At 39.2% G+C, this 23,715-nt stretch carries 27 protein-coding genes and 1 tRNA gene; 17 read left to right on the top strand and 11 right to left on the bottom strand.

Features of this window, described 5'->3' with window-relative positions; translation table 11 throughout:
• Positions 1 to 16: 16 nt before the first annotated feature.
• A complete protein-coding gene (fliS, locus tag EHQ47_RS06965) occupies positions 17 to 463 on the bottom strand; it encodes a flagellar export chaperone FliS (RefSeq protein WP_135747869.1) in 447 nt (148 codons plus the stop codon).
• 77 nt (positions 464 to 540) lie between these two features.
• On the opposite strand from fliS, the gene purN reads away from it, so the two are divergent.
• Genes purN through fsa form a run of 5 tightly spaced genes read left to right on the top strand, consistent with a single transcriptional unit; the run spans position 541 to position 4,820 of the window.
• Positions 541 to 1,155: a phosphoribosylglycinamide formyltransferase gene (gene purN, locus EHQ47_RS06960; protein ID WP_135747868.1), complete on the top strand. Its 615-nt coding sequence runs from the start codon at positions 541 to 543 to the stop codon at positions 1,153 to 1,155.
• Positions 1,152 to 2,693 carry a bifunctional phosphoribosylaminoimidazolecarboxamide formyltransferase/IMP cyclohydrolase gene (purH, locus tag EHQ47_RS06955; protein ID WP_135776851.1) on the top strand — a complete coding sequence of 514 codons (1,542 nt, stop codon included), beginning with the start codon at positions 1,152 to 1,154 and terminating at the stop codon, positions 2,691 to 2,693. Before purN ends, purH begins: the two co-directional genes overlap by 4 nt.
• Entirely contained in the window at positions 2,693 to 3,409 is a 717-nt protein-coding gene (locus EHQ47_RS06950; protein ID WP_135776850.1) for a hypothetical protein, read from the top strand. Before purH ends, EHQ47_RS06950 begins: the two co-directional genes overlap by 1 nt.
• A 43-nt stretch (positions 3,410 to 3,452) precedes the next feature.
• A complete protein-coding gene (locus EHQ47_RS06945) occupies positions 3,453 to 4,124 on the top strand; it encodes a hypothetical protein (RefSeq protein ID WP_208727401.1) in 672 nt (223 codons plus the stop codon).
• A 51-nt stretch (positions 4,125 to 4,175) separates the two neighbouring features.
• The gene (gene fsa / locus EHQ47_RS06940; RefSeq protein WP_100742700.1) at positions 4,176 to 4,820 is read left to right on the top strand and encodes a fructose-6-phosphate aldolase; all 645 of its coding nucleotides are present in this window, start codon (positions 4,176 to 4,178) and stop codon (positions 4,818 to 4,820) included.
• 4 nt (positions 4,821 to 4,824) lie between these two features.
• On the opposite strand, the gene EHQ47_RS06935 is transcribed toward fsa, so the two are convergent.
• The 3 genes from EHQ47_RS06935 to EHQ47_RS06925 are packed head-to-tail and all read right to left on the bottom strand — an operon-like array spanning position 4,825 to position 7,164.
• On the bottom strand, positions 4,825 to 5,316 hold the full coding sequence (locus EHQ47_RS06935) for an HPP family protein (protein ID WP_425269565.1): 492 nt from the start codon (positions 5,314 to 5,316) through the stop codon (positions 4,825 to 4,827).
• A 22-nt stretch (positions 5,317 to 5,338) separates the two neighbouring features.
• The gene (locus EHQ47_RS06930; RefSeq protein ID WP_135776849.1) at positions 5,339 to 6,364 is read right to left on the bottom strand and encodes a DUF1574 domain-containing protein; all 1,026 of its coding nucleotides are present in this window, start codon (positions 6,362 to 6,364) and stop codon (positions 5,339 to 5,341) included.
• Positions 6,365 to 6,420: 56 nt separating this feature from the next.
• Positions 6,421 to 7,164 (bottom strand): pseudouridine synthase, encoded by a 744-nt coding sequence (locus EHQ47_RS06925; RefSeq protein ID WP_135693075.1) that lies wholly within the window; start codon positions 7,162 to 7,164, stop codon positions 6,421 to 6,423.
• Between the two features lie 49 nt (positions 7,165 to 7,213).
• Between EHQ47_RS06925 and lipA the strand changes: the two genes are divergently transcribed.
• Both lipA and EHQ47_RS06915 read left to right on the top strand, forming a co-directional pair.
• The gene (gene lipA, locus EHQ47_RS06920; protein WP_208727400.1) at positions 7,214 to 8,119 is read left to right on the top strand and encodes a lipoyl synthase; all 906 of its coding nucleotides are present in this window, start codon (positions 7,214 to 7,216) and stop codon (positions 8,117 to 8,119) included.
• A 19-nt stretch (positions 8,120 to 8,138) separates the two neighbouring features.
• Positions 8,139 to 8,435 (top strand): hypothetical protein, encoded by a 297-nt coding sequence (locus tag EHQ47_RS06915; protein WP_135776847.1) that lies wholly within the window; start codon positions 8,139 to 8,141, stop codon positions 8,433 to 8,435.
• Between the two features lie 89 nt (positions 8,436 to 8,524).
• On the opposite strand, the gene EHQ47_RS06910 is transcribed toward EHQ47_RS06915, so the two are convergent.
• Positions 8,525 to 9,706, bottom strand: a complete 1,182-nt coding sequence (locus tag EHQ47_RS06910) for a lipoprotein LipL45 (protein ID WP_135693072.1) — start codon at positions 9,704 to 9,706, stop codon at positions 8,525 to 8,527.
• A 257-nt stretch (positions 9,707 to 9,963) separates the two neighbouring features.
• Between EHQ47_RS06910 and EHQ47_RS06905 the strand changes: the two genes are divergently transcribed.
• Entirely contained in the window at positions 9,964 to 11,286 is a 1,323-nt protein-coding gene (locus EHQ47_RS06905) for a radical SAM protein (RefSeq protein ID WP_135776846.1), read from the top strand.
• A gap of 36 nt (positions 11,287 to 11,322) precedes the next feature.
• The gene (locus tag EHQ47_RS06900) at positions 11,323 to 13,398 is read left to right on the top strand and encodes a PP2C family protein-serine/threonine phosphatase (protein ID WP_135776845.1); all 2,076 of its coding nucleotides are present in this window, start codon (positions 11,323 to 11,325) and stop codon (positions 13,396 to 13,398) included.
• A 20-nt stretch (positions 13,399 to 13,418) separates the two neighbouring features.
• Here the strand turns inward: EHQ47_RS06900 and EHQ47_RS06895 are convergent, their stop codons facing one another.
• The 3 genes from EHQ47_RS06895 to EHQ47_RS06890 are packed head-to-tail and all read right to left on the bottom strand — an operon-like array spanning position 13,419 to position 15,297.
• Complete coding sequence (locus EHQ47_RS06895; RefSeq protein WP_135746684.1) at positions 13,419 to 13,844, bottom strand: hypothetical protein; 426 nt, start codon at positions 13,842 to 13,844, stop codon at positions 13,419 to 13,421.
• A gap of 49 nt (positions 13,845 to 13,893) precedes the next feature.
• Positions 13,894 to 14,049: a hypothetical protein gene (locus EHQ47_RS19680; RefSeq protein ID WP_020777551.1), complete on the bottom strand. Its 156-nt coding sequence runs from the start codon at positions 14,047 to 14,049 to the stop codon at positions 13,894 to 13,896.
• A gap of 54 nt (positions 14,050 to 14,103) precedes the next feature.
• The gene (locus tag EHQ47_RS06890) at positions 14,104 to 15,297 is read right to left on the bottom strand and encodes an aminotransferase-like domain-containing protein (protein ID WP_135776844.1); all 1,194 of its coding nucleotides are present in this window, start codon (positions 15,295 to 15,297) and stop codon (positions 14,104 to 14,106) included.
• Between the two features lie 70 nt (positions 15,298 to 15,367).
• Between EHQ47_RS06890 and EHQ47_RS06885 the strand changes: the two genes are divergently transcribed.
• Together EHQ47_RS06885 and EHQ47_RS06880 are read left to right on the top strand one after the other, a co-directional pair.
• Positions 15,368 to 16,774, top strand: coding sequence for an aminotransferase-like domain-containing protein (locus EHQ47_RS06885; protein ID WP_135776843.1), 1,407 nt, complete (start codon positions 15,368 to 15,370; stop codon positions 16,772 to 16,774).
• 51 nt (positions 16,775 to 16,825) lie between these two features.
• The gene (locus EHQ47_RS06880; protein ID WP_004788896.1) at positions 16,826 to 17,083 is read left to right on the top strand and encodes a hypothetical protein; all 258 of its coding nucleotides are present in this window, start codon (positions 16,826 to 16,828) and stop codon (positions 17,081 to 17,083) included.
• A 7-nt stretch (positions 17,084 to 17,090) separates the two neighbouring features.
• On the opposite strand, the gene EHQ47_RS06875 is transcribed toward EHQ47_RS06880, so the two are convergent.
• Positions 17,091 to 17,163: transfer RNA gene (locus tag EHQ47_RS06875), tRNA-Phe, on the bottom strand.
• Positions 17,164 to 17,233: 70 nt separating this feature from the next.
• Between EHQ47_RS06875 and EHQ47_RS06870 the strand changes: the two genes are divergently transcribed.
• The 6 genes from EHQ47_RS06870 to EHQ47_RS06845 all read left to right on the top strand — a co-directional run bounded on the left by EHQ47_RS06870 (position 17,234) and on the right by EHQ47_RS06845 (position 22,369).
• The gene (locus tag EHQ47_RS06870; protein ID WP_135776842.1) at positions 17,234 to 18,172 is read left to right on the top strand and encodes an alpha/beta fold hydrolase; all 939 of its coding nucleotides are present in this window, start codon (positions 17,234 to 17,236) and stop codon (positions 18,170 to 18,172) included.
• 83 nt (positions 18,173 to 18,255) lie between these two features.
• Positions 18,256 to 18,876 carry a dephospho-CoA kinase gene (gene coaE, locus EHQ47_RS06865; protein ID WP_135776841.1) on the top strand — a complete coding sequence of 207 codons (621 nt, stop codon included), beginning with the start codon at positions 18,256 to 18,258 and terminating at the stop codon, positions 18,874 to 18,876.
• Complete coding sequence (locus tag EHQ47_RS06860; RefSeq protein WP_135776840.1) at positions 18,873 to 19,655, top strand: SPOR domain-containing protein; 783 nt, start codon at positions 18,873 to 18,875, stop codon at positions 19,653 to 19,655. Before coaE ends, EHQ47_RS06860 begins: the two co-directional genes overlap by 4 nt.
• Positions 19,656 to 19,788: 133 nt before the next feature.
• Positions 19,789 to 20,196, top strand: a complete 408-nt coding sequence (locus EHQ47_RS06855; RefSeq protein WP_135776839.1) for a DUF2452 domain-containing protein — start codon at positions 19,789 to 19,791, stop codon at positions 20,194 to 20,196.
• 12 nt (positions 20,197 to 20,208) lie between these two features.
• Entirely contained in the window at positions 20,209 to 20,919 is a 711-nt protein-coding gene (locus EHQ47_RS06850) for a VanW family protein (RefSeq protein WP_135776838.1), read from the top strand.
• The gene (locus EHQ47_RS06845; RefSeq protein WP_135776837.1) at positions 20,876 to 22,369 is read left to right on the top strand and encodes a hypothetical protein; all 1,494 of its coding nucleotides are present in this window, start codon (positions 20,876 to 20,878) and stop codon (positions 22,367 to 22,369) included. Before EHQ47_RS06850 ends, EHQ47_RS06845 begins: the two co-directional genes overlap by 44 nt.
• Here the strand turns inward: EHQ47_RS06845 and EHQ47_RS06840 are convergent.
• Both EHQ47_RS06840 and EHQ47_RS06835 read right to left on the bottom strand, forming a co-directional pair.
• Entirely contained in the window at positions 22,344 to 23,102 is a 759-nt protein-coding gene (locus tag EHQ47_RS06840; protein WP_135776836.1) for an SH3 domain-containing protein, read from the bottom strand. The genes EHQ47_RS06845 and EHQ47_RS06840 overlap by 26 nt on opposite strands.
• A 107-nt stretch (positions 23,103 to 23,209) precedes the next feature.
• Positions 23,210 to 23,611 carry a YidB family protein gene (locus EHQ47_RS06835; RefSeq protein WP_135776835.1) on the bottom strand — a complete coding sequence of 134 codons (402 nt, stop codon included), beginning with the start codon at positions 23,609 to 23,611 and terminating at the stop codon, positions 23,210 to 23,212.
• Positions 23,612 to 23,715: the final 104 nt, after the last annotated feature.

Genomic DNA, 23,715 nt, shown 5'->3' with positions numbered 1-23,715 from the left:
ATTTATCAGTATTCAATTAACCGGTGATGGAAATCCCAGTAGGACGGTTGCCCGGAGCTATGTTTGGATTGGGAGTGTCTTTTTTTTCTAACTCTTCCCAAGAGATTTTTAACTCAATTAGGATTTTGATACACTCTTCAATGATGGCCTTATCCTTACGCATATTGGCTTCTAACAATCTTTTCTTCAAATAAACATATAATGACAGAAGATTATTTGCTACTTCTTTCCCCTCTTCCATATTGAGAGAGAGCAAAAGTTCTGTAATGATGTCTTGGGTTTTGATGATATTGTTATTCACAACATCATACTTTCGGGGAGTCATATTGTCTTTGGCCACACCAAGGAATCGGATGGCTCCGTCAAAAAGCATCACGATCAGTTTGATTTGGCTAACGGTAGATATCTCATTGGCTTTGTATTCATTGTAAGCAGAGGCACCGGTTTTTCTCGCAAGCGACATTTTTTTCTCCTGAGTATTCCCATCGACCAAAAAGGATACTTGCTTAATGACCCAAGTGAATATTCTTAGAATATCACATGGGAAAAATAAAACGTGTCGTTTTTTTGGCCTCGGGAAGAGGGTCCAATTTTACCGCTTCTGTCGAGTACATTCGTAAAAAAAAGCTAAAGTCCGACCTGGTAGCCCTTGTGACAGACAACCCGGAAGCAAAGGCTCTGGGGATTGCCAAATCCTTTGGAATTCCCACAAAAGTCATTCCCTACTCCAGTTATCCCCAAAAGGCCGACTACCATAAAGATCTGCTGGGGGAAGTGGAAACCTACTCTCCAGATTTAATTGTGGCCTGCGGCTATATGCGAATTCTGAAACCAGAATTTGTGCGCCGGTTCCATAACCAAATCATCAATGTACATCCAAGTCTCCTCCCCGCCTTCCCTGGACTCGATTCCCAAAAACAAGCCCTGGACTACGGGGTCAAGGTTGCAGGTTGTACGGTTCACTTTGTGGAAGAAGGTGTGGATACGGGTCCCATCATTTTGCAAAAAGCGATTGCCATTGCCCCCGAATGGAATGAAAAAGAACTATCCCTTGCAATCCTTGCGGAAGAACATAAAATCCTTCCGCTCGCTATACAACTGTTTTGTGAAGATAAATTAAAAATCAAAGAACGAAAGGTAGAAATCCTAAAATGATCGAAATCAAACGAGCACTCGTATCCGTATCCGATAAAGCCGGAATTACAGAAATCTGTTCCTTCCTCGCCAAAAACGGAGTGGAAATTCTTTCCACAGGCGGAACTTATGATGCCCTCTCCAAAGCGGGAATTCCGGTGAAAAAAGTAGATGAGTTTACCGGTTTTCCAGAGATCCTCCACGGCCGAGTGAAAACCCTCCATCCGAAAATTCATGGTGGCCTTCTTGGTGACACAACAAACCCAGACCATGTCAAACAAATGGAAAGTAATGGAATTGTTCCCATCACCCTTGTGATTGTGAACCTTTACCCTTTTGTCAAAACAGTCATGAAACCAGACGTAACCCTTGAAGATGCAATCGAAAACATCGACATCGGTGGACCGTCTATGCTTCGTTCGGCGGCAAAAAATCATAAAAACGTAGTAGTTCTGACTGACCCTAAAGATTATGAATCCTTTCAAGCCGAGTTTACGGCAAATAAAGGAAAAGTATCCCGGGAAACCGCCTTTCAATACGCAGCCAAAGTATTTTCAGAAACTGCATCTTATGATTCTGCCATCTCCACTTTCTTTAATAAAAAGTTGGATATCAAATACCCTGATAAAATCACTTTTGCCTTTAATAAAAAACAAAAACTTAGATACGGTGAAAACCCACACCAAGACGCTGCGTTTTATGAACCGCTATTCATCAAATCACAGTTTGAAGCCTTACAAGGAAAAGAACTCTCCTTCAATAATATGTTGGATTTTGATGCGGCTTTTCATGTGGCAAGCCTGCTTCCCAAAAATGCAGTTTCGATCGTAAAACATTTAAACCCATGTGGGATTGCATTTGGCGAAAACGTTCTCGAATCCTTTGAACTTGCGAGAAAAACAGATCCTATTTCTGCCTTCGGTGGAATCATTGGAATCCATGGGCGAGTGGAAAAAGATGCGGCTGAAGAAATCACAAAGAACTTTGTGGAAGGTGTGATTGCAGAAAGTTTTTCCGATGAAGCACTCGAAATTTTTGGAAAAAAACCTAATATCCGTTTGATTCCTATTGCTAAGTTTGACGAAGCATTGGATGAACTTGATTTACGTTCCCTCCACCACGGACTTCTCATCCAAAATCGTGATTATGATTTGATTACAAAAGACAAACTAAAAGTGGTCTCTAAAAAACAACCAACCGCAGATGATTTAGAAGGATTGATGTTTGCTTGGAACTGTGTGAAGTTTATCAAATCCAATGCCATTGTTTACACCGACCAAAACTCAACTCTTGGAATTGGTGCAGGACAAATGTCTCGTGTGGACTCGGTGGAGCTTGGTGCGATGAAAGCCCAAAAAGTAGGACTTTCGGTTGTAGGATCTTATGTGGGAAGTGATGCGTTTTTTCCTTTCCGTGATGGAATTGATTCCATTGCCAAAGTGGGCGCAAAAGCCATCATCCAACCAGGTGGATCCATCCGTGATGAAGAAGTCATCCAAGCCGCTGACGAACATGGACTGATTATGGTCTTCACTGGAATGAGGCATTTTCGTCACTAATGGAATTTTTTCTTTTCCTCCTATTTCTCACCTTCTTTTGTTTGGTGACTGCGGTATTTGTTTATTATGTAAAGATTCTATTCTTTTCTAAAAAAACCAATTACCGTAGGGAAGAACTAACAGACATTCGGGGAGATGTGTTCCGCATCTGCCTGGATATTTTGGAATCAGGGGGAAATTTAATCTATGGGTCTGGGGCCTTTTTCGGAAGTGCCCTTTTTGTTTGGCTTTGGTCTCTTCTCGGGTCAGCCCTTGGAGATAAGGGGCCCGGGCCATTTGAACATATCTTTCATATGCCCATTTTCTTTTTGGCAGTTTTCTTTTCCTTTCCCTTCTTAAAAGAGGCTTACCGGGGAGAACGTTCTTTGGCACTCGCCAAACCCGCCCTTTCTGGCCTGGCATTAGGGAATTTGGCTGCGGGCGCAGTACACTACGGTCTCGACCGTGACCTTTTCTTTTTGTTTTACCTACTCCTAGTTTTTTTACAAATCCCAGTCCTTATTTTCCTTTGGAACAGGGAACCTATCTTTGGTATGAGTTTTGAGGAAAGTAGCTCTTCCTATTCCTATGAGTCAGACGATGACTGGGGTGCACCTTCCACTACCACAGGTCAGGGTGAAGAAGATGTTTGGGAAGAAGAAGAGGAAGGACCGTTTACCAATGAGGTTGACGATTTTGGATTGGGAGATGACCCCTTCCAGGATGATTTTAAGTAAGAAACAGGTTCTCTTTTTTGAAATTTTGACCGATAGGAATCATATGAAGAAATATCTGGTTTTCCTTCTTTTTCTAGTCCCTGGACTTCTTAGCGCCCAAACAGAAATTCCGAATAGTTTGGATGGATTTGCGGAAGCTTCCTGGGGGATGACCTTTGAATCCATCCGCGAAAAGTTTTTGTCTATGGCAACCAACCCGGAATCGAAGGAAAAGATCGAACTCTTAAATGAAAAAAAAGAGGAAAGCCTTCTCATCAAACGAAATGGAATCTTCTATCTCTATCGTTTTTATAAAACTCCAGAATTATTAAAGGAAGTTCGCCCTAAACGAGAAGGAGCGCCTGAATCAGATCCTTCCATCGATGGACAAACGGAATTTCGCGAAAATGGAATTCTCTTCTCCGTTGGAGTGACTTTCAATCTTGTCCCTTCTGAAAAAATAAAAGAGAAGATGGAAAAGAAATACGGGAAACCCAGAAAAGAAGCCATAGGGGATGATAAGGTTTCTGGAGCCGCCATTTGGGAACTTGTCGAAAGACGTGAGAACCCTCCTCGTGGTGGATTTGCCGTAGTATGGAGAGAAGGTTATAAAAAAGCTCCTTACACACGTCGAATTGATTACTTTTCAGCCAACTTAAAAGAGGTAATCGCTAAGGATTATGTCGATTTCTTCAGCGTTCAAGAAACAAAAACCTTGCGGGATTTAATCCCGTAGTTACCCTGTCTCGTGAGGCTTGGTTCTTCCAAGCCATCCAGACGAGGCAAAATGAATTTATTTTTAGACACAGCCAACATTGACGAAATCAAAAAAGTCCATGAACTTGGCCTCCTAGACGGGATCACCACAAACCCATCCATCATCGCAAAATCCGGCCGTAAGTTCACGGAAGTCATCAAAGAAATTTGTAGTTTTGTAAAGGGTCCTGTGAGTGCAGAAGTCCTTGCAACCGACGCTCCTACAATGATCAAAGAAGGTTTAGAGCTTTCTAAAATTGCAGAAAACGTTGTGGTCAAAGTTCCTCTCATTCCAGAAGGAATCAAAGCAGTAAAAGCGTTCTCTGACCAAGGAATCCAAACCAACGTAACCTTATGTTTCACTGCCAACCAAGCTTTACTTGCGGCCAAAGCTGGTGCCAGTTTCATCTCCCCTTTCGTGGGTCGTTTGGATGATATTGGATATGATGGATTGGAACTCATTTCTGAGATCCGAGACATTTATGACAACTATGGAATCGAAACACAAATCCTTGCAGCATCGGTTCGCCATCCCATCCACTTCAAAGAAGTAGCACTTCGTGGGGCAGATTGTGTGACCCTACCATATTCTGTATTTGAAATGCTTTTCAAACACCCACTCACTGATAGTGGTCTTGCGAAGTTTGTTGAAGATTCAAAAAAACTAAACTGGTAAAAACTTAAAACCACACCACCGGATACTTTCGGTGGTGGACCAAATTATTCACTACGAGTGCATTCACGAGTAGGATCATCACCCCAATCAAAACCGGAAACAAAATAAAGTCAATTCCCACTCCTCCAAGAACTCCAATCATTGCAGTTGCACCACCTGGCGGGTGTAAGGTGTGAGTTAAATACATCACAAAAATCGAAAGTCCTACAGAAAACCCAATGGTAAAAAAATTGGTTCCGAGAGTGGCCACAAGGATCACAGCAATGGTAGCAGAGATCAAATGCCCTCCAATCAAATTTCGGGGTTGGGAAAGAGGAGCATCCGGTACTGCAAAAAGTAACACTGCCGTAGCTCCAAACGAACCAATGAGAAGAGAATGTCCTGATAAGTTTGTAATGGCAAGGATGGACCAGATGGAAACAGTGCTACTAATCAAACTCCAAATCGCAAACCGAAGGGACCGTTTGGGACGATCCGCTCGAAGAGGGGCTTTAATTTTATAGGGTATATTCTTAAATCTACTTTTCAGCGTAACTTACCCAAATATCTTTTATTTGGTCTACAAAACAAAATGCAGATTGGTGTGAGGCATCATTAAATAAATCGCAAGTGCCTTCTTTGTTCCAATTTAAAGTATGAGCTCCATAGGAATTTGCCAAAATTTCCATCGGCTCCCACCAAACTTCTTTTATATGAAACCTTTCATAATATTTATAATAATCGCCATACACCTTTGGCCAAAGAACTAAAGTTTTGATATTATTTTTGCGAGTGAGATCTAAAAAAGCTTCTACATAAGGTTTTTGGGATTCTCCCAAAGAATAGGTGCTCATATACAAACTTCCAATACGAACTGTGTCTTTTCTGATTTTTTCAATTGGATTGGCCTGAACACCATACATTAGATACTCACCTTTACTGAGGTTGATGAGTTGGAACTCTTGGTTGTATCGTGGATTGTATTCTTTTAATTTTCCCTGTTTGAGGCGAGAACTGAATAAAGATAAATTCAATTCCATACTACGAATTACAAAGAGTTTATCCAAAAAATAAGTCCATTTTTCTTTGAGAGGGATGTCTTTCCATACGATATCCAAACATTCTTTGTTACAACCCATTCGAAGAAATGGGGAAAGAATAAAACCTTTATTATCATCGAAAGCTTCTGGACTAAGAGAAAGAATGACAAACTCAGGAGTGACACCCTTTTCCAATAATTCTTTTAATTGGATATAGGAATTCATGGGAATTCCTTGTGGGCTGCTGAAATTATAAAGAGTCCAAGTTTTCTTATAAGGATCTGGAATTCCTAATTCAGAAAAAGGATAGGATCGAGAGTCACCAAAAACAAGGGCGAGTTTTTTTTCTTGAGCCTCCTTGTCCGCGAGTAACCGATCGGCCAGTATCTTTCTTTGGTAATAAAAAACAGAATTCCCGGCCTGAAGGAAATCATGATGGAAGACAGGCAAAAGAAAAATTTTATCTACAAGAAAGATAAAAAGAAACAGAATCACAGGATAAAATAAAAACGGTTTTGATTTCAAAAAAACAAATCCCCTAACCTCACAATTTTAAGAGCGGATTGGATTCTTCAACTAAATTAAGCAGTTGGTTTTCCAAGAACCTGTTCTTCGGTCACAACTTTATATTTCCCTTCATCCAGAACAAAATCGCGTAAATCCAATTTTCCGATCCGAATCCGATAAAGATCGAGAACCACCATTTCCTTAGCCTTGCACATTCTTCGAATTTGTCGTTTTTTCCCTTCTTTTAGGATGATGCTTAGGTAACTAGTGAAACCTGGGGCTGTTTTTTCGGGGACTACATTAGCAGGTTTTACAGACAGAGCCCTAAGGGTATCACCACCTTCCCTTACACCTAACATAAACTCATCGGCAATGGCCTTCCAAGCTACGGGTTGTTTCAAACTGATGATATATTCTTTATCTATTTTGTTTCTTGGGTGTGTGACTTTTTGGATAAAATCTCCATCAATGGATAAAAGCAAAAGCCCGCGAGAATCCAAATCCAAACGACCGGCATAATTGTATTTTTGAAAACCTTCTGGAAGAAGGGAAAAAATAGTATTTTCGTGGAATTTGTCTTCGTGAGAAGTTAAGTAACCAGCAGGTTTATTGAAAGCAATGATTTTGGGTCGTTTGGTCGACTCCTCTTCCATTTGCACTGCTTTGCCATCAAAACTCACCGAATCCTCTAGAGAAACCTGAAACGAAAGGTCTGTGATGGTACTTCCATTGACTTTGATTCTTCCAGAGAGAACCAACTCTTCTACTTTCCGACGGGAACCGAGACCTAATTTGGCTAGAAATGCGTTGATCCTCATGATTTTCCATTTTACAAAGTGGCCTCATTTCAAAAAGTCTAAAGAAGGTATGAATCCACTAAAAAAGAAACCTCGCTCTAAAAATATCAGCCCCCGGGTGGACCTTCCTTCCTGGATGAAAGTGAGAGTGAGTTTTCCCACAGAAGGGGATGCCCTATCCAAAGTGCGAGAAGAGGTCGAATCCAAAAAACTACATACAGTTTGCGAATCCGCGAGTTGCCCGAACCTCAACCACTGCTGGAACCGCAGGACTGCGACCTATATGTTGTCAGGGGATATTTGTACAAGGCGATGCCAGTATTGTGATGTTGCCTTTGGAAAACCAAATCCCCTCGATTTAGAAGAACCGGAACGAGTGGCAAGATCCGTAGCAGAACTGGAATTACGACATGTGGTGCTTACCGCTGTCAACCGTGACGATCTCAAAGATGGGGGAGCAGGTCACTTTGCAGAAACCATAACCAAAATCAAAACCTATCGTCCGACTTGTTCGATCGAAGTGTTGATCCCCGATTTTAAAGCCAAAGAGGAATCCTTACAAATTCTATATGCGGCAAAACCCAATATCATCAATCATAACATTGAAACGGTGGAGCGACTTTTCCCTACCATCACACCACAGAAAAACTACAAACGTTCACTTGAGGTTCTAGCTCACATTGCAAAACACGGTTTCCTTACAAAAAGTGGACTCATTTTAGGACTTGGGGAAAGGGAAGAAGATGTAAAACAATGTTTGGAAGATCTTTTTCAACATGGAGTTCGGATGCTTACCATTGGCCAATACCTTCAACCCGGCCCCACCCACTACCCTGTGCAAGAATTTATAAAACCCGAAGCTTTTGAATTTTGGAAGGAATTTGCATACCGAACTGGATTCAAAACAGTAGCCTCCGGCCCACTCGTTCGGTCTTCCTACCATGCAGAGGAATATTTTTCAGACGAAGCAAACTGATTGGTCCGAAACATAAAGTATGGACCAGGAACAATTGGAGGCGTTTAGGGAGGAACTTGCCAAAACTTTCTTTTTCTCCATCTTAAAAGACCTAAGCGAAATCGGAGAAACCTTAACTGACTTTGAAGTAAAAGTCCTCATCCAAAAAGCCTTATCTCATTTGCCTGATTTACAAGTAGAATGGGGAGAAATGGATCGATTTGGAAATAGCACCTTACTTGTGAAATACGAATCCAACTTACTATTAATTGAAGCAAGTCCACTCATCAGTGCCATCCGTATTCTTTGGAACGAATACAAATCCAAAGACAATTGATCAGCGTTTAAATAACAAAAAATAATGTACATAAAAAAAGCCTGAAGATTTTTTCTCCAGGCTTCTTTTCTACGTAAGGGTTGGTTTAATTAGAATTTAGATTTTTGTTGAAGGTCGTAAATGACTTCTTCTACATTGTCCATATCAATTCTCTTAACACCATTTTCAGTGTGAACAATCAACTGTCCGTTTTCTTGGTTGATGATCGCTCCAATCACTGTTTTTCCGTCTACTAGAACGATTTTTTCAATTCTTTCGTAGTAGTTTACGATGTCTTTTTTAGACTTAAATTCTTTAGGTTGGTTAGCCAAAGAATCTTCGAATTTTTTCTTCTCTTCTTCCTGGCGTTTTGCAACTTCACCTTCAATTGCATGTCTCTTAGCATCAATTTCTTGTTTTTTCAACTCATCTAACTTTTCAGTTTGAGCTGTTTCGCTAAGTTTTGCAATTTCTTCTGCAGTTTTTTTATCAACTGTTACGATGGTTTTGATTTCTTGCTCTTCGTTCTTAGTGAGTTTTGCATTTTCAACAACCAACTTTTCTTTTTCAGAAGTTTTGAAAGCTTTGTTCAAGTCCAAAGTTTGGATGTCAGCAGCCTTTGCAAGATCAGCAGATTTTGCAGATTGAGTGGATGCTTGGTCTTTCTCTAGGATGACTTCTGCTTTTGCAAGAGACTCTTGGAGTTTTTTCAAGTCAGCATTTCCAGAGATTTCTTCTGTAGAAAGTTTTTCTAGAGCAGGAACACGTGGAGCAAATGCAACCGCACCTTCAACTACTTTTACTTTCGCAGGTTTTCCCTCTGCAGCTTCTACGATAAAAGACGTTCCTCGCACACCCGCAATCGCAGTTGGTGTTACGACAGTAAAGTTGTCTTCTTTCTTAGCTTTGTTGACTTTCGCAAATACCTTTCCTGAAACCAGAGCAATTTGAGTGTCTGTAGTTCCAGAATTGTCTTGGGAGAGTTTCGCAAAGTCAATCGCGGACTTAGGAGAGATACGAATGCTCGATCCATCCGCAAATTGGATGTCTACTTTTCCATTGTCGCCTGTGACTACGTTATCCCCGGATTTCAGAAGGGCACCAAGCTGTGCTTTTTCTTCTGTTTGGTCTGCGTGTTGGATTTTTGAATCTCCGACCGCAAATACGACTACCGCAGATAAATCTGCTGGTTTTTTTGGTGCTTCAGACACTTCTGCATCTGGTTTCTTACAAACTGTAAGACCAGTGAAAAGAAGTGCTAGACCCATTATGGTTAGTTTCGATGCTTTCATATCGTCCTGTCCCTTAGTGAAATTCAACTTTCGTTACTCTAATCAACAAACTGAGGGTTTAGAAATTCCCAGCTTTTTTGTATTTTTTTCTAGAATGAAAAAAATTTCATTAGTTCGGAAAAAAAATAATTTAGTGACCGGATTTGTAAACGAATATTCAGTATTTTTCCCTGAATCGGGGCATTTTCAAGGGAAAAGAAGGGGTTTTCCTTTGAAAATCGCTTTGTCTAAGATACAGGAAGAAAAAAACTCCCATTATGGCTGAAACCTCTACGCTGAACCAAAGACCCGCCTCCTCCATCAAACTCCTGGAAGAAATGGAAAGGTTGTACAAAGACCTACCAATGGAAGCCATTGTCAAACAAGACATCCTAAGACAGGGCATTCACTTTTTACCCGAATCCTTTCAAGTGAAAGATCCTTATAAATCCAAAGACTACTTTATCTTTTCCTTCGACCATATCCCGCTTGCTGACTTAAAAGACGGGGCCGATACCAAAGCACCCGAAGAAATCAAAATTTCAGGTGGTCATTTTGGTCTTTTAAAAACAGTGATCTCCACTAGAAACAACCCGAACTCTCCTTATAAAATGAAATCAAAGGAAGGAATTCCCACTTTGTTTCTAGAAGAAACAGAGATTGGGAGCGCTGAGTATCCTCCTATCCCTTCTTGGTACAGACACAAAACCAAATCAGGAAAGTTACCGGGAGAGGTAGCACCTGTGATTGAATGGGGTTATCTTTTGTATCTCACCGTATTTCGAAACTGCCAATACTTTGGAAAAGATGAGGAATGCGCATACTGTGACATCAACCACAACTACCGCCAACAAAAAGGGGCAGGTCGACCTTACACGGGTGTGAAAGATGTGGAAGATATTTTAGAAGTCCTTTCTTGGGTGGATGCGGAAGATCAAATTGCTAAGGTGTATACCATTACTGGTGGATCAGTCCTCACCAACCTCAAGAAAAAATCAGAAGTTGATTTTTACCTCCAGTATCCAGAGGCAATTGAAGCAAGATTCCCCAAACGTTGGATGGGAAAACTGGTGGCCCAAGCCTTTGAAAAAGAAGACTGCCAAAAGTTTAAAGATGCAGGGATCCAAATTTATCACCCTAACTATGAAGTTTGGGACAAGGCTCTCTTTGAAAAAATCTGTCCTGGAAAGTCTAGTTGGATTGGTTATGAAAATTGGATTCGAAGGGTTGTGGATTCTGCAGAAGTCTTTGGTCCCGAGAATGTAATTCCTAACTTTGTGGGCGGAGTGGAACTTTCCGAACCATGGGGATTTAAAACTGTCGCTGAAGCCATCACTTCCACAAAACAAGGTTTAGACTTTTTTATGTCGAAAGGAATTGTTCCGAGATTCACCGCATGGTGTCCAGAACCATATACGACTCTTGGCCAACAAGCAGGCCCACCGCTTGTGTATTTTTGTGAATTATTACGGGCTTGGAAAGAAACCTTCGAACACTATGGCCTCCCCACTCCTCCAGGATACGGGGAACCTGGTCCAGGAAAGGCTGTATTTTCTGTTTCCGCTTTTATGGATGTGATAGGATATTCTGGACGAAATTAGTTCTATCCTGTACAAAGAAAAAACTAAAATCCGTTTATGCGAAAACAAATTCTACTAACGGGAGTTTTTTCTCTCCTGGTTTTGCAGTTAGCCTGTCTGAATCCGGAACAGGAAGAACCACACCGGTTCCGCCAAGGGGTTCTCGATTTAAGGGAACTTACTTTCAAAGAAGATACCATTGTAGACTTACAAGGGGAATGGGAATTGTATTATGGTGATTTCCATTATCCCCCCTTTCACGGAGAAAAACCACTCACAGGATATCTGGCCATCCCTAGTTCTTGGCAAGATGAGGAATTTGGTGGGGAAGAGTTACCAAGGACAGGACATGTCACCTTACGCGCGTTCATTTATATCAGTAAACAAACCGTAGGACAAGAATTAAGAATTTATATCCCCGATGTTGCTTCCTCCTATCGTTTTTTTGCCAATGGGATTTTGATTGGCGGACAGGGAAAACCGGGGATCAACCAATTTGATGATACGCCAAGAATCAAATCCAAGTATTATACACTGATCCCTGACAATGAAGTCATCGAACTTGTGTTTCATATCGCCAACTATGATAACAACTTCGGAGGGTTTTGGGCCATTCCGAGCCTTGGAAATAAAAATGCTTTGGACCGGGAGAAGATGCTCGCTAATGCACGTGAACTTTTTTTGCTCGGAGCACTTGTTCTCATTGGTCTTTATCATTTCGGATTGTACTTTTACAAAAGAAAAGAAACTTCTATATTTTACTTTGCTGTCTTTTGTTTTTTACTGGGGATTCGGCTAGCCTTTACAGGTGAAAGGTATGTTTTAGAACTCTTTCCTAGCCTTCATTGGCCCACTGCATTTCGAATCGAGTTTGCTTCTTTTTATTTTGCTGTTCCCACCTTCTTACTTTTTATCTATTCCCTATTTCCCAAAGAATCCAATCCAAAATATGTACGTTCTGTACTCATCGCAAGCACTGCTTTTTCTTTTACGTTATTTTTACCGATATCCGTGTTTACGATTTTATTGTATGGATTCCAAGTGTTGGCATTTTTTACCATCGGCTATGTCATCCATATCAACTTTAAAGCAGTATTTAACAAAAGGCCCAATTCCAAATTATTCTTTTTAGGACTTCTTATTTTAGCATTTTCTGTTGCCTTTGATATTTTGCGCCACAGTGTAAACAACCGAGGGATTGGTCTGACACCTTATGCCCTACTCTGTTTTATTTTTATCCAATCTCTGATTCTTTCGAGTCGGATTGCCAATGCTTTTATCCGAGCAGAGGAACTAGCGGAAAGTTTAAAGATTAGCAATGAATCACTTCTTGCTGTCACAGAAAATTTGGAACAAATTGTTTCGGAAAGAACGTTTCAATTAAACTCTTCTTTGAATCGAATCAAAAAAGACCTCCTTCTTGCCAAAAAAATCCAACAAAAGATCCTACCAGAAGATGGAATCAAATTTGAACATCTGAAGATCCATCTTTATTTCCAACCGCAAGGGGAAGTGGGTGGAGATTTTTATGATATCTTCGAATTGGATAATGGAACGGTTCGTTTTTTTGTCGCTGATGCAACAGGGCACGGAATCCAAGCGGCATTGTATACGATGGCCATTAAATCCGAATATGAAGCCATCAAACGTTTTATCACCAAAACAGATGATTTAATGAACCATCTCAATCAAAAGATTCAGAATAAGTTCTCTGGTCTTAAAATTGTTTTTTCTGGATTTTTATTAGATATAGATACGAAAACAAAAACCGTCTACTATTCGTCAGCGGGTCACCCCAACCAAATCTTTCAATCCTCGGGGGAACAAATTATTTTGGATCGTACAGGAAATATCATTGGTCTCAAAAAAGACCAACCTTATACACAAAAACAATTCCAAATGGCAATGGGAGATAGGATTTTACTTTTTACCGACGGGATGTTGGAACAAAAAAATGAAACTAGAGAAGAGTTTGGAATGGAACGAATCCAAAAGATTCTTGTGGATTACTCAGAGAAAGAATCGGAAAGAGTGCTTGCCGAACTTGTCATCCAACTTTTCCTCTTCCAAGGGAGAGAAGAACAAGAGGATGACCAAACGATGGTTCTTATCGAATGGGAAAAAACTTCATAAAACCTTTTCCCAAACTTTCTTTATTTTTTTAAGAATAAATTATCCACACCGTTTTTTTCAAATTCCGTATCATACTTTTCTGCTTCTTTGGCGACCTTGTTTTCATAATCTTCCGGGCTCAGTGCTTCCAAATCTTTTGCAGATACTTTTTGTTCCAAATCTCTTTGGGCAAGTTCTGTAGAAAGATCTGTCCAGAATATATCATCGTTATAAGGTTCGATATAAGACTCAAATACTTCCTGAAAATATTCTTCTGAGATGGTATAAAGTCCGTTTTCAGAAACGATGGGATTTTCTTTTTCTGCAGAAAGTTTTTTTAAGATGGATTGGATGAATTCGTCCACAGATGGATCTGTTTCTTCATGGGGGGAATTACTCACCCATTCGAATACAGCAAGAGCATTCAAAAGGTGTTTTGTTTCTTGGGGATTTAGTTCTAAATTCATGATTACCTACTTTGTTTCCATAGAAGTGAAAATCCTTAGTCTAGGCAAATCAAAGAATGACCGTGGACCTGTTTTCCTTATAGTTTTGATAGATCTGGTCGACCAGTAGGCGAAAGGTAGGATCTTCTTTCAGGACCTCTAGTTTTTCTTCCAAACTCAAAACAGAAAATTTAGGATACAAAGCTTTTGTGACAGCAGGCTTCATACCTAATAAGTAAACAAACGGATAGTAGTGTCAAGAAAAAACACTAAACGTATGTCACGTATTTATGTCTCGATACACTTTAGTGATTCGTTTGACTCCAAGTTCCAAGTCTTCATTTTCCAAAAAACTAAAGTTCATTCGAAAATACGAGGATGAACGGCTCGCAGGAGAAAACTCAGATCCAGGGACCATCGCCACACCGCTTGTAAGACAACGTTCCATAAGCTCTTTGGAAGAAACTTTCGGATATTCTACCCAAAGGAACATTCCTCCTTCGGGAATACTAAACCGAGCTTCTGGAAGATTTTCTTTCAAAAGAGAAACCAATGTTTCTTTTTTATCGGAATAAAATTTTTGAATGGAATGCAGATGACCCTTCCAATCCAAAACATTCAAAAGTTTAGAAACGACCACTTGTGAAAATTGGTTGGAATTCAAATCGTTTCCTTGTTTGATCGCAGTAAAAAGAGATCGGTATACCTCTGGCACAACCGCCCAACCCAACCGAAACCCAGGAGATAAAATTTTAGAAAAACTTCCAAGAATAAATGTTAGGTCACTTCGTTTTCGAAAAGAACTGACGGAAGGATAAACAATTCCACTAAAATCCAAATACCGATAAGCTTCGTCTTCAAGGAGGATGATTTCATTATCATCTAGAATTTTTGCAATTTGTTTTCTTTTTTCCAAAGACCAAGTGTAAGTGGAAGGATTTTGGTAGGATGGGTTAATATAAAAAACATGGATTTTGTTTTGAGATATAATTTCTTCCAACAAATACAAATTGGGTCCATCGGGTTCGATGGGAACACTAAAAAAATTTGGATTGTATGGAGAAAATGCCTGCAATGCACCCAAATACACAGGGTCTTCCAATAAAACATTGGTATCGGAATCCATAAACATTTTTCCTAAAATATCAAGCCCTTGTTGGGAGCCGTGAGTGATGGTGATGGATTCGGGCGATGCACAAGAAACATCGGTTAGCCTATTTGAAATTTCTGTTCGTAGTGGTAGGTATCCTGAAGAATCACCATATTGAAACGCTGTCGAAATATTTTCTTTTACCACAGACTCCATCACTGTGTTTAAAACCTCTTTCGGAAGTAAGTTAGGGTTAGGAAGTCCTCCTGCAAAAGAAAGAATATCCGAATTTTCAACGGTCAGTTTTAAAATTTCACGAATGACCGAAGTGCGAACAAAAGAAGTTCGTTTAGCAGAAAAAATACTTGGCATTTCCGTTTTCATAGTATCAGAATATCAAACATAGAGACAACTGTCCATATACAGTTAGTTCAATCTATTAGTATACAGTTTCATGACAAAATACAAACAATTAGCCACTAGTCTTAAAACTGAAATTAAGTCGGGGTATTATTCCGAAGGAGAAAGGATTCCTTCCCTTAGAGAAATCCAAAGTTTAAAGTCTTGTAGCCTCACCACTGCCAAAGAGGCCTATCGAATTTTAGAAGAGGAAGGTTATATCTTTGTAGTTCCCCAATCAGGATACTTTGTACATCCCAATATTGGCACAGTCATCTCTGGACCACAAAATGAATTTTATCCAGCAGTAGAAGCGGATGATCGGATCCAACAAATTATGAATACAGTGATGGATCCCAAACTGATCTCTTTTGGTGCCGCCATTCCTTCTGATTTTTATCTTCCACTCGGTGCCCTTACCTCTTCTTTTAAAAAAGCACTTAGATACAAAGAAATTTTTACCTATGGTGACTTACAAGGAAATCTTGGTTTACGAGAATGGATTAGCAAACGCACTTCCATCCAAGGGTATAGAGCAAACACAGAACAAATCCAAATCACAAGCGGATGTACAGAAGCCATTACCTTTTCCTTACTGAGTACAACAGAACCGGGGGATACAGTGATTGTTCCTTCTCCCATTTACGTTGGATTATTTCAAATTTTAGAAGTGCTCAGGCTAAAAGTTGTAGAAATTCCCTATAGAAAAGAAGAAGGGATCTCTTGCGATGAATATGAAAAGTTAATCAAACGACACAAACCAAAAGTATTTTTATTTTCAGCTAACTTCAATAATCCGAATGGAATTCTTTTGAGTGATTTGACAAAACAAAACCTTGCAAAAATTTCTTATTTGTATGGGATTCATTTAGTAGAAGATGATATTTATGGAGATTTATATTTTTCAGGCACAAGACCCAAACCTTTAGTGAGTTATTTTCCCACAGAACCCAAAGGTCCCAAATCTTATCTTTGTTCTTCGTTTTCTAAAACCATTGCTCCTGGACTTCGGATGGGTTGGGTGGCATCCAAAACGGGAATTCGTGAATTGAGTAAACAAACAAGAGCTTATAAAATTTCAGAAAACAACCCGACTCAAATGGCAGTCCTACAATTTTTAAAATTACAAACCTACGAAAGGCATCTCAAATTTTTACGTTCGGAATACCAAAAACTCACTGATGAGTATATGAAACTTTTATCCTTCCATAGTGCCGAAACACTTGAGATTCAAAAACCTGATGGAGGATTTGTATTATGGATCAAATCACCGTTAGATGGTGACAAATTACTAAGTGAATCTAAAAAAATAGGAATGGCCATTGCTCCAGGATCTCTTTTTGGGCTTTCCAAACATTGGGACAAACATTTTCGAATCAACGTATCCGTAGGTCTTTCACCGAAGATTCGAGAAAAACTAATACAATTCTCCAAGTTATTCTTAAAAAAACGAAAACAATGAATTTTTTAGTTTTTGGTTGCCAGAAGAGGAATCAAAAACAAGGTCTATACTATGTCAGAAAACACACGCAAGTATTTGGAAACTTCTCAAATCATTCCTTCCAAAGGGATGTCTTACACAATGTATGAAATTGAAGGCCAAGATACAATTTTAAGAATGCTCACCTTTATCCCAGACAATGATGAGATTCATATTTATCCCAAACCACCGGTAAAAAAACTCTATAAGCCGGAACTCTGCAAAAAAGTAGAGGAAAACGAATTTTTGGGACTTTGGACGATGGGAGAAGAAAGAAAGGTTGGAAATTAGGCAACCGTGGCCCCGGACAGAATCGAACTGCCGACACGAGGATTTTCAGTCCTCTGCTCTACCGACTGAGCTACAGGGCCTTCGGTTACGACCAAGGTATTTTTTCTGATCCCTCTGTCAACGATCCTTTATATTTTTTGTGAGGACACTATGAAAGTTCATTGGAAACCATTTACCACCTTAATCCTTTTTTTATTCCTGCAAATACATTGTGCTGCCACTCTTCACAAAACAGGAATTAGTTTAGAGCGTTACAGATCCGAACTGGAAACCAAATCCGTTTTGGTAGAAGGATTACAATGGAAGTATACAGAAAAAACGGGAACAACAGAAACCATTCTCGCTGTACATGGATTTGGCGGAGACAAGGACCATTGGACCAGATTTTCTAGACACCTCCCTAAAGAATTTTCTGTCATAACACCCGACCTTCCTGGTTTTGGGGAATCAGACAAACCTGAAGGCCTAAACTATACCCAAGAAGCACAGGCGGACAGGCTCTACCAATTTACAGAAATACTAGGATTAAAAAAATTTCATATCGCAGGAAATTCAATGGGTGGCGGGATTGCAGGAATATTTGCAGCCAAATACCCGAAGAAGGTAAAATCATTAATCCTCTTTGACAATGCCGGAATCAAAAGTCCGACTCCAAGCGAAATGCAAACCATCGAGTTATCTGGAAAACCAAGCCCACTACTTGTCACAAGTCCCGAAGACTTTGACAGGCTTCTTGCTTTTACCTTTGTCAAACCACCTTATCTTCCCGGTTTTTTAAAAACATACTTTGCTAACAAATCTTTTGCGAACAGGGAATGGAATGCCTCCATCCTAAAACAAATTAGAAAGGAAGGGTATTTTTTAGAAAAAAAACTAATCGAAATCCAATCTCCCACTCTTGCCATCTGGGGTAAGGAAGACAAAGTCATTCATTATACGGTGATGGATGTTTTAAAACAAAAACTAAAACCCCGCTTTGAATCTGTCCTTTTAGAGAATATGGGGCATGCTCCTATGATTGAAGACCCGAAATTGTCCGCCAAACTGGTACAAGACTGGATTTTAAACCTGAACCAATCGCCAAAATAACTTACCAAATACTTTAGTATTTTTTTTCCAAATTAGGATAAAAAAATACTTGTACTTTCACGGGTTTTTTATGTTATAAACCCGTGACTCCAAAACATAACAATAAAACACTGATTGGAATTACCGGATCGATTGGTTCGGGAAAGTCCACTGTCCTTGCTATGTTTGGTGAGTTAGGGGCAGAAACGATTAGCTCTGATGCCATCGCACGTACTTTTACAGAACCAACTAGTCACGTCATTAAGGAACTCGTTCAAATTTTTGGTGATGTTATCCTAGATACAAACGGAGCACCCATCCGTACAAAAATTGCGGAACTTGCTTTCTCCGATAAAACAAAACTACAAGCTCTGAATGAACTCCTCCACCCCTTGGTTCGCAAAAGTTTTTTAGAATTTTTAAATTCTAGAAAAGAAGGAAGTATTGTTGCCTGGGAAGTTCCCCTTCTATTCGAAACCGATGCTCATACCATCTGTGACTTTACAGTGACTGTGGCAGTAAGTCCAGAAGTGGCATGGGAAAGAGTCAAAAGCCGCGGTGGTATGGACTATGAAGATTTCCAAAAAAGAAACCACTCTCAAATGGATTTAGAGAAAAAAAAGTCTCTCTCTGATTTTGTCGTAATTAACGATAATCAAAGGGAGAAGTTAAAAGAACAAATTGTCATCATCGATTCAGAAATCAAAAAAAGGATAAAAAAATGAAAGAAAGAGTATTTTACGTAATCAACCTAGATAAACAAAGAATTGGTGTTTTATCCCTCTTTCTTTTTGCACTTTTCTTTTCTATTTTTTTCCTTGGGGTTTCTGTAGGGCGAGGGAAACAAGAAGAGGCACAAACTCTTCAAAAAAAGAGTGAACTGACTCAAACGAACCCAGAGACAACGGAGACCGCAATCCCTGCGCCAGTGGCAACAAACGGTGCAGAGGCACAAGTTGGAACGAATGCAGCCTCTTCTCTTGTCCAAGGAACCAAATCCAAAGAACAAACAATCGCTTCTCAAGAAATTCCTATGGCTGATGTTGGAAACCATCCCTACTTTGTAGAAACTTCTACCGCTAAAGATGAGGAAGAAGAGAAAAAACAACAAATTGTTGATTTGACAAAACGTAGAGAAAAACAAGTGGTTAGTGCAAAAGAAGAAAGATTCAAAAACTTGGCTCCCACTTCTAAGCCATCCAAATCACAAAAACTTTCTTCGCAAACGACTGTCTCAAACAAAACAGATGGGAAACAGTTTACCATCCAACTGGCTGCTTTCACTAGCAGACAGTCTGCAGAAACTTTTTTATCACAACTAAAGGCAGATAACCATGGTAAGTTGCCGGCTAAGTCTTTTATCGTTGTAAAAAATGGATTCTTTGTGGTACAAATGGGAAAATCCAAAGACAAGGGATCTCTTTCCAAAGTTCTTTCAAAAACTTCCATGCCAAAAGATATCAAATCCAAGGCGATGGTTGTGAGTTACCAACCGTTATCATAAAAATAGAGATCGTCAAAAACCTTGGCCTTCGGCTTTCCTAAAAATCTTAGGAGGGCCTTTTTCTACCCTACTGCATACCTCCCAAGAGAAATGAATTGCCAATTCGTAAGTTCACGATTGTCTAATCCTTAGAATGGAAACAGAGGAAACTCCCCATCATAGTCTTACCTATGGAACCAGTAGGCTTGCACCTAAAATCAGTCTTGTCGACCGGGCTAAAGAAATTGAATTGGCGGAAGAATCTGTCCAACTCCATTTGCATGGAAAACTGGAAGTCATTGCAGGACAAATCCGTCGCCTAAAAGAAGAAGCTGAGCTGATTTTAAAACGTGCGGAAAAGGACATTGAACTTCACAAAGCACGTTGCCAGTTCGAAAAAAAACCAGGCCAAACCATTCATTTATATGAAAAAGAAAATGGTTCTTATTTTTCTCTCCTTTCTCCCAAAGATTGGGGAAACCATCCTCCACATTCCTACAAAGGTTCATATATTATGAATCCAGATAGAAGTTTTACAGAAGTTTTTTTAGATTCCCAATAATAACACCTAACTTTGATTCCACTCATAAAAATAAAAATCAAAGTGATCCTCAGGTGGTTTGGAATTTTTTTGCAAGGAGGTCCTTTTCGATTTGGATTAAAACCATATAACAGTAGTAGAACCTTTTGGTCCGAAGAATCGAAACTGACACTTCCTATACTTCCTTCTCCGCTCAAAGAAGGAAAACTCCATAACCTTCAAATCGCCGTTACACGAATGAACAACCGAGTTCTGTATCCAGGGAAAATTTTTTCTTTTTGGTATGAAATGGGAGAACCAACAATCAAAAAAGGATTCAAAGAAGGAAGGGTGATCCGTAGAGGAGAAGTCAGTTCAGAAATTGCAGGTGGCCTTTGTCAATTGTCAGGAATTATTTATTATTTATCCTTAGAGCTTGGTTTAGAAATTTTAGAACGTTTCCCCCACTCCCGCGATTTATACAATGAGGACACAAGGTTTACACCTCTGGGAACGGATGCATCCGTTGTATACCCAACAAAAGATTTACGTATCAAAAACACTTTCTCTTTTCCTCTGCACTTTTCTTGGAATTTGAACGAATCTGAACTTACATTTCGAATCCAATCGCCTTTACCCATCAAACGTAAAAAATTATATTTTAAACAAACAGATAAAAATGGATTTTCGAATGTCCAAGTTTTTGTAGATTCAGAAACAAATGGCAAACCCATTCTTTGCTCCTCCGATGATTACAAAATATAAAAAACCAGGTTTTGTTTTATTTATTTTTCTTTTGATTGTTTCGTTACAACTAGCAGTGCAACTGAGTTCTCCATTTGCTTACGGGGCCGATGGATATTATTATGCAGCCCAAGTCAATTCCTATGTAACCAAAGGTAGGTTTTTTAGTCCCGATTCCTCCCCCATTCTATATGGACTGGTTTTATTTTCCAAACTGGGAACAAACATCGTCATCACAAACAAAGTTTTTGTTTCTTTACTCGTTGGGTTTTTGTTTTTAGCAGGGTATAGATTGGCAATCTCACTCAGCCAGAATTTTTACCTATCTATCCTTTTTGGACTCGTTCTTGTCTCTTCTTCCTATATTCCCCATTTTAGTTTTAACTTTATTAAAAACCTAGGTGGGATTGTTTTTTTTATCTTATTTTTAACAGAACTTTGGATTTTAGAAAAACAAGAGAACAAAGCCAAACAAATCCATTATTTACGACTGGCCCTATGTTTTGTTTTGGTTTTTCTTAGCCATAAAATCACAGCAGGAATTTCCTTTTTCCTTTTGTTGCCTTTCGTATGGAGACAAGTTCCCCTTTCCAAACGCAATCGTATCCTCATCCTTTTGGGACTACCTCTTTGTTTGGTTGGAGTTAGTTTTTTATTTCCCAATGTATTGCACTGGAAGGACATAAAAACTGTTTTACTAGAAGATTTAGAATTCCAATTCCTTTCTCCGTTTTATAAGTACTCGCGGATTTTTCCCGAATTTCTATGGGAACAAATTCTTTTCTTTTTCTCACCTTTGTTATATTGGATCACTAGATCAAAATTAGACAAAGAATCAAAAGCTTTTTACGATAAGGTTGTTGTCTTATTTTTTCTCCTTTCACTGCCTATCTTTAGTTATACGGCCTTTAGTTTTCCATTTCGTTTGTTTCTTTTGATTTTTATTCCAGCAAACCTACTGCTACTCCCAACTCTTTCAAAAATCAAATCGAAATCTGCCATAGGCATTTCGTGTTTATTTTTATTTTTTTACCAATGGTTCACAATGAACCGAGAAAAAGATTTTAACAACCAAGACTATAAACTCTATTCAATTCTCCTTCCCTTATTCCAAATTCCAAAAGAATCGCTTATCATCGTGCACCAAGGTTTTGATTATTTTATTTGTTACAATAAGGCAGGAGATGCGTTTCATTTTTTGCCAGAAGAGAAACACAAAAATAGAACTATTTATCGAATCGCATATGGAGTATCCGCATCTGAATATAAAAAGTATCTTCCTCTCGGAACTAAAATTCAATATTTACCTGGATTTTATTCTGTTTTAGAAGAAGACAGCTGGCAGGAGTTTTTAAAACAACTTCCTGCCGAATCAAAAAAAAGAATTTTGAATTGGAAAAATCCACATACACATCGAACGAATACGATGTTACGAAATGAATCCTTTAAGGAGAAGAATAAGAAGATTTAGCAAAAGCATATTCGCTTTTACAAATTTCCTCTTTTTCCTTTTTCTCATACAATAACAAAAGATTGTCACCACAAACCGCAAAGTAAATGTCCTCTTTTCCAGCTACTGGATAAGTACTTAACGAAACCAAATATTCGTCAGAATCGGTATATTCAAAATAAGCATTATTGTAGGCGGTTCTTTCTTCCTCTGTTTGCGGAAATTGGATAAAAACCGAAGGACGAATCAACCTAGATTTTGTATCGAAAACTAAGTGGTCGGCATATACATCAAACACACCTTCTAACTTTTCGTTGATACCGGAATACGAATTAAATTTTCGATAAACGAAACTTTCTCCATCAAATTCGATTGTATCTGTACATTCCATCCTATCAGGCATTTTACAGAAAACAAAATTTCCCTGCACCGCCGCAATCATGGCATCTCGTGATTCGACTTTGGTTTGTGAAAGATAACCACCGAAGACCCAACCAGTGATTTCCTTAGATTGAACCTTATACCAGTAAGCCGTTAGTCCATCAATGTCCATATCATTTTCGGATCGTTCCAAAACCTTTACTTCATCACCTAGTTTTAGTTTCCCCACTTTTTCTCCAGCTAAACTAGGAGTTTTTCTCGCATTGAGGACAGTGGCAGAAATAAAAGCATTTTTACCCACTTCAATGGTTGGAGACTTTTTACATTGAAACAAAAAAAGGCAGGTAAAAAAGATTAGAAACAGTTTCTTCATGAAGGAAAGATTGGCTCTGGTGAGAAATTTTGGCAAGAAAAAATGTAGTTTCCTTTAGAAAGAATACCACCTAACTTTTCATAGGCGATATATTTCCTATACCAAAATTATTTGGTAAATAAGGATGCCAGAGAAGATAGTTGAGAAGTTATATCCCCACTTGGCTCTTTTCCATCAGGAGAAAGTTTATCAATCACCATTGGCAATAAATTTCCGATGAGTCCTGCTGTAGCTTCTGAATCTAAACCCACTTTTTTCGCAAGTTCTTGTACAGACTCACTCCCTAAAACCTTCATCACTTCGGTAGAGCCAATGTTTACATTTTCCCCAGTTCCGACCCAGGATGTTGCGGCTTCTGCAAATCCTTTGTCTTTGAACTTTTGGACAATTCCGGAAACTCCGCCATTGTCTTCTATGATCTTTTGGATTCCGGATACAACTTGAGGATTGTTTTGGACTAGCTCCACTGCCTGAGCTGCGACGGCTTTCAAACTTTCAAAAAAACTCATAGCTAGGATTTTGCCCGAAGAAATAAAAAAAGAAAAGATATTTTTAAAAAAACCAGAAGGAGAAGTGTCTGCGTTCTCTTTATTTTTCTTTTAGAATTCCAATA

Source organism: Leptospira bourretii, assembly GCF_004770145.1.
GTDB classification, from domain to species: Bacteria; Spirochaetota; Leptospiria; order Leptospirales; family Leptospiraceae; genus Leptospira_A; species Leptospira_A bourretii.
Note: the sequence above shows the minus strand (reverse complement) of the source record. Positions and strands in the feature narration are given on the sequence as shown.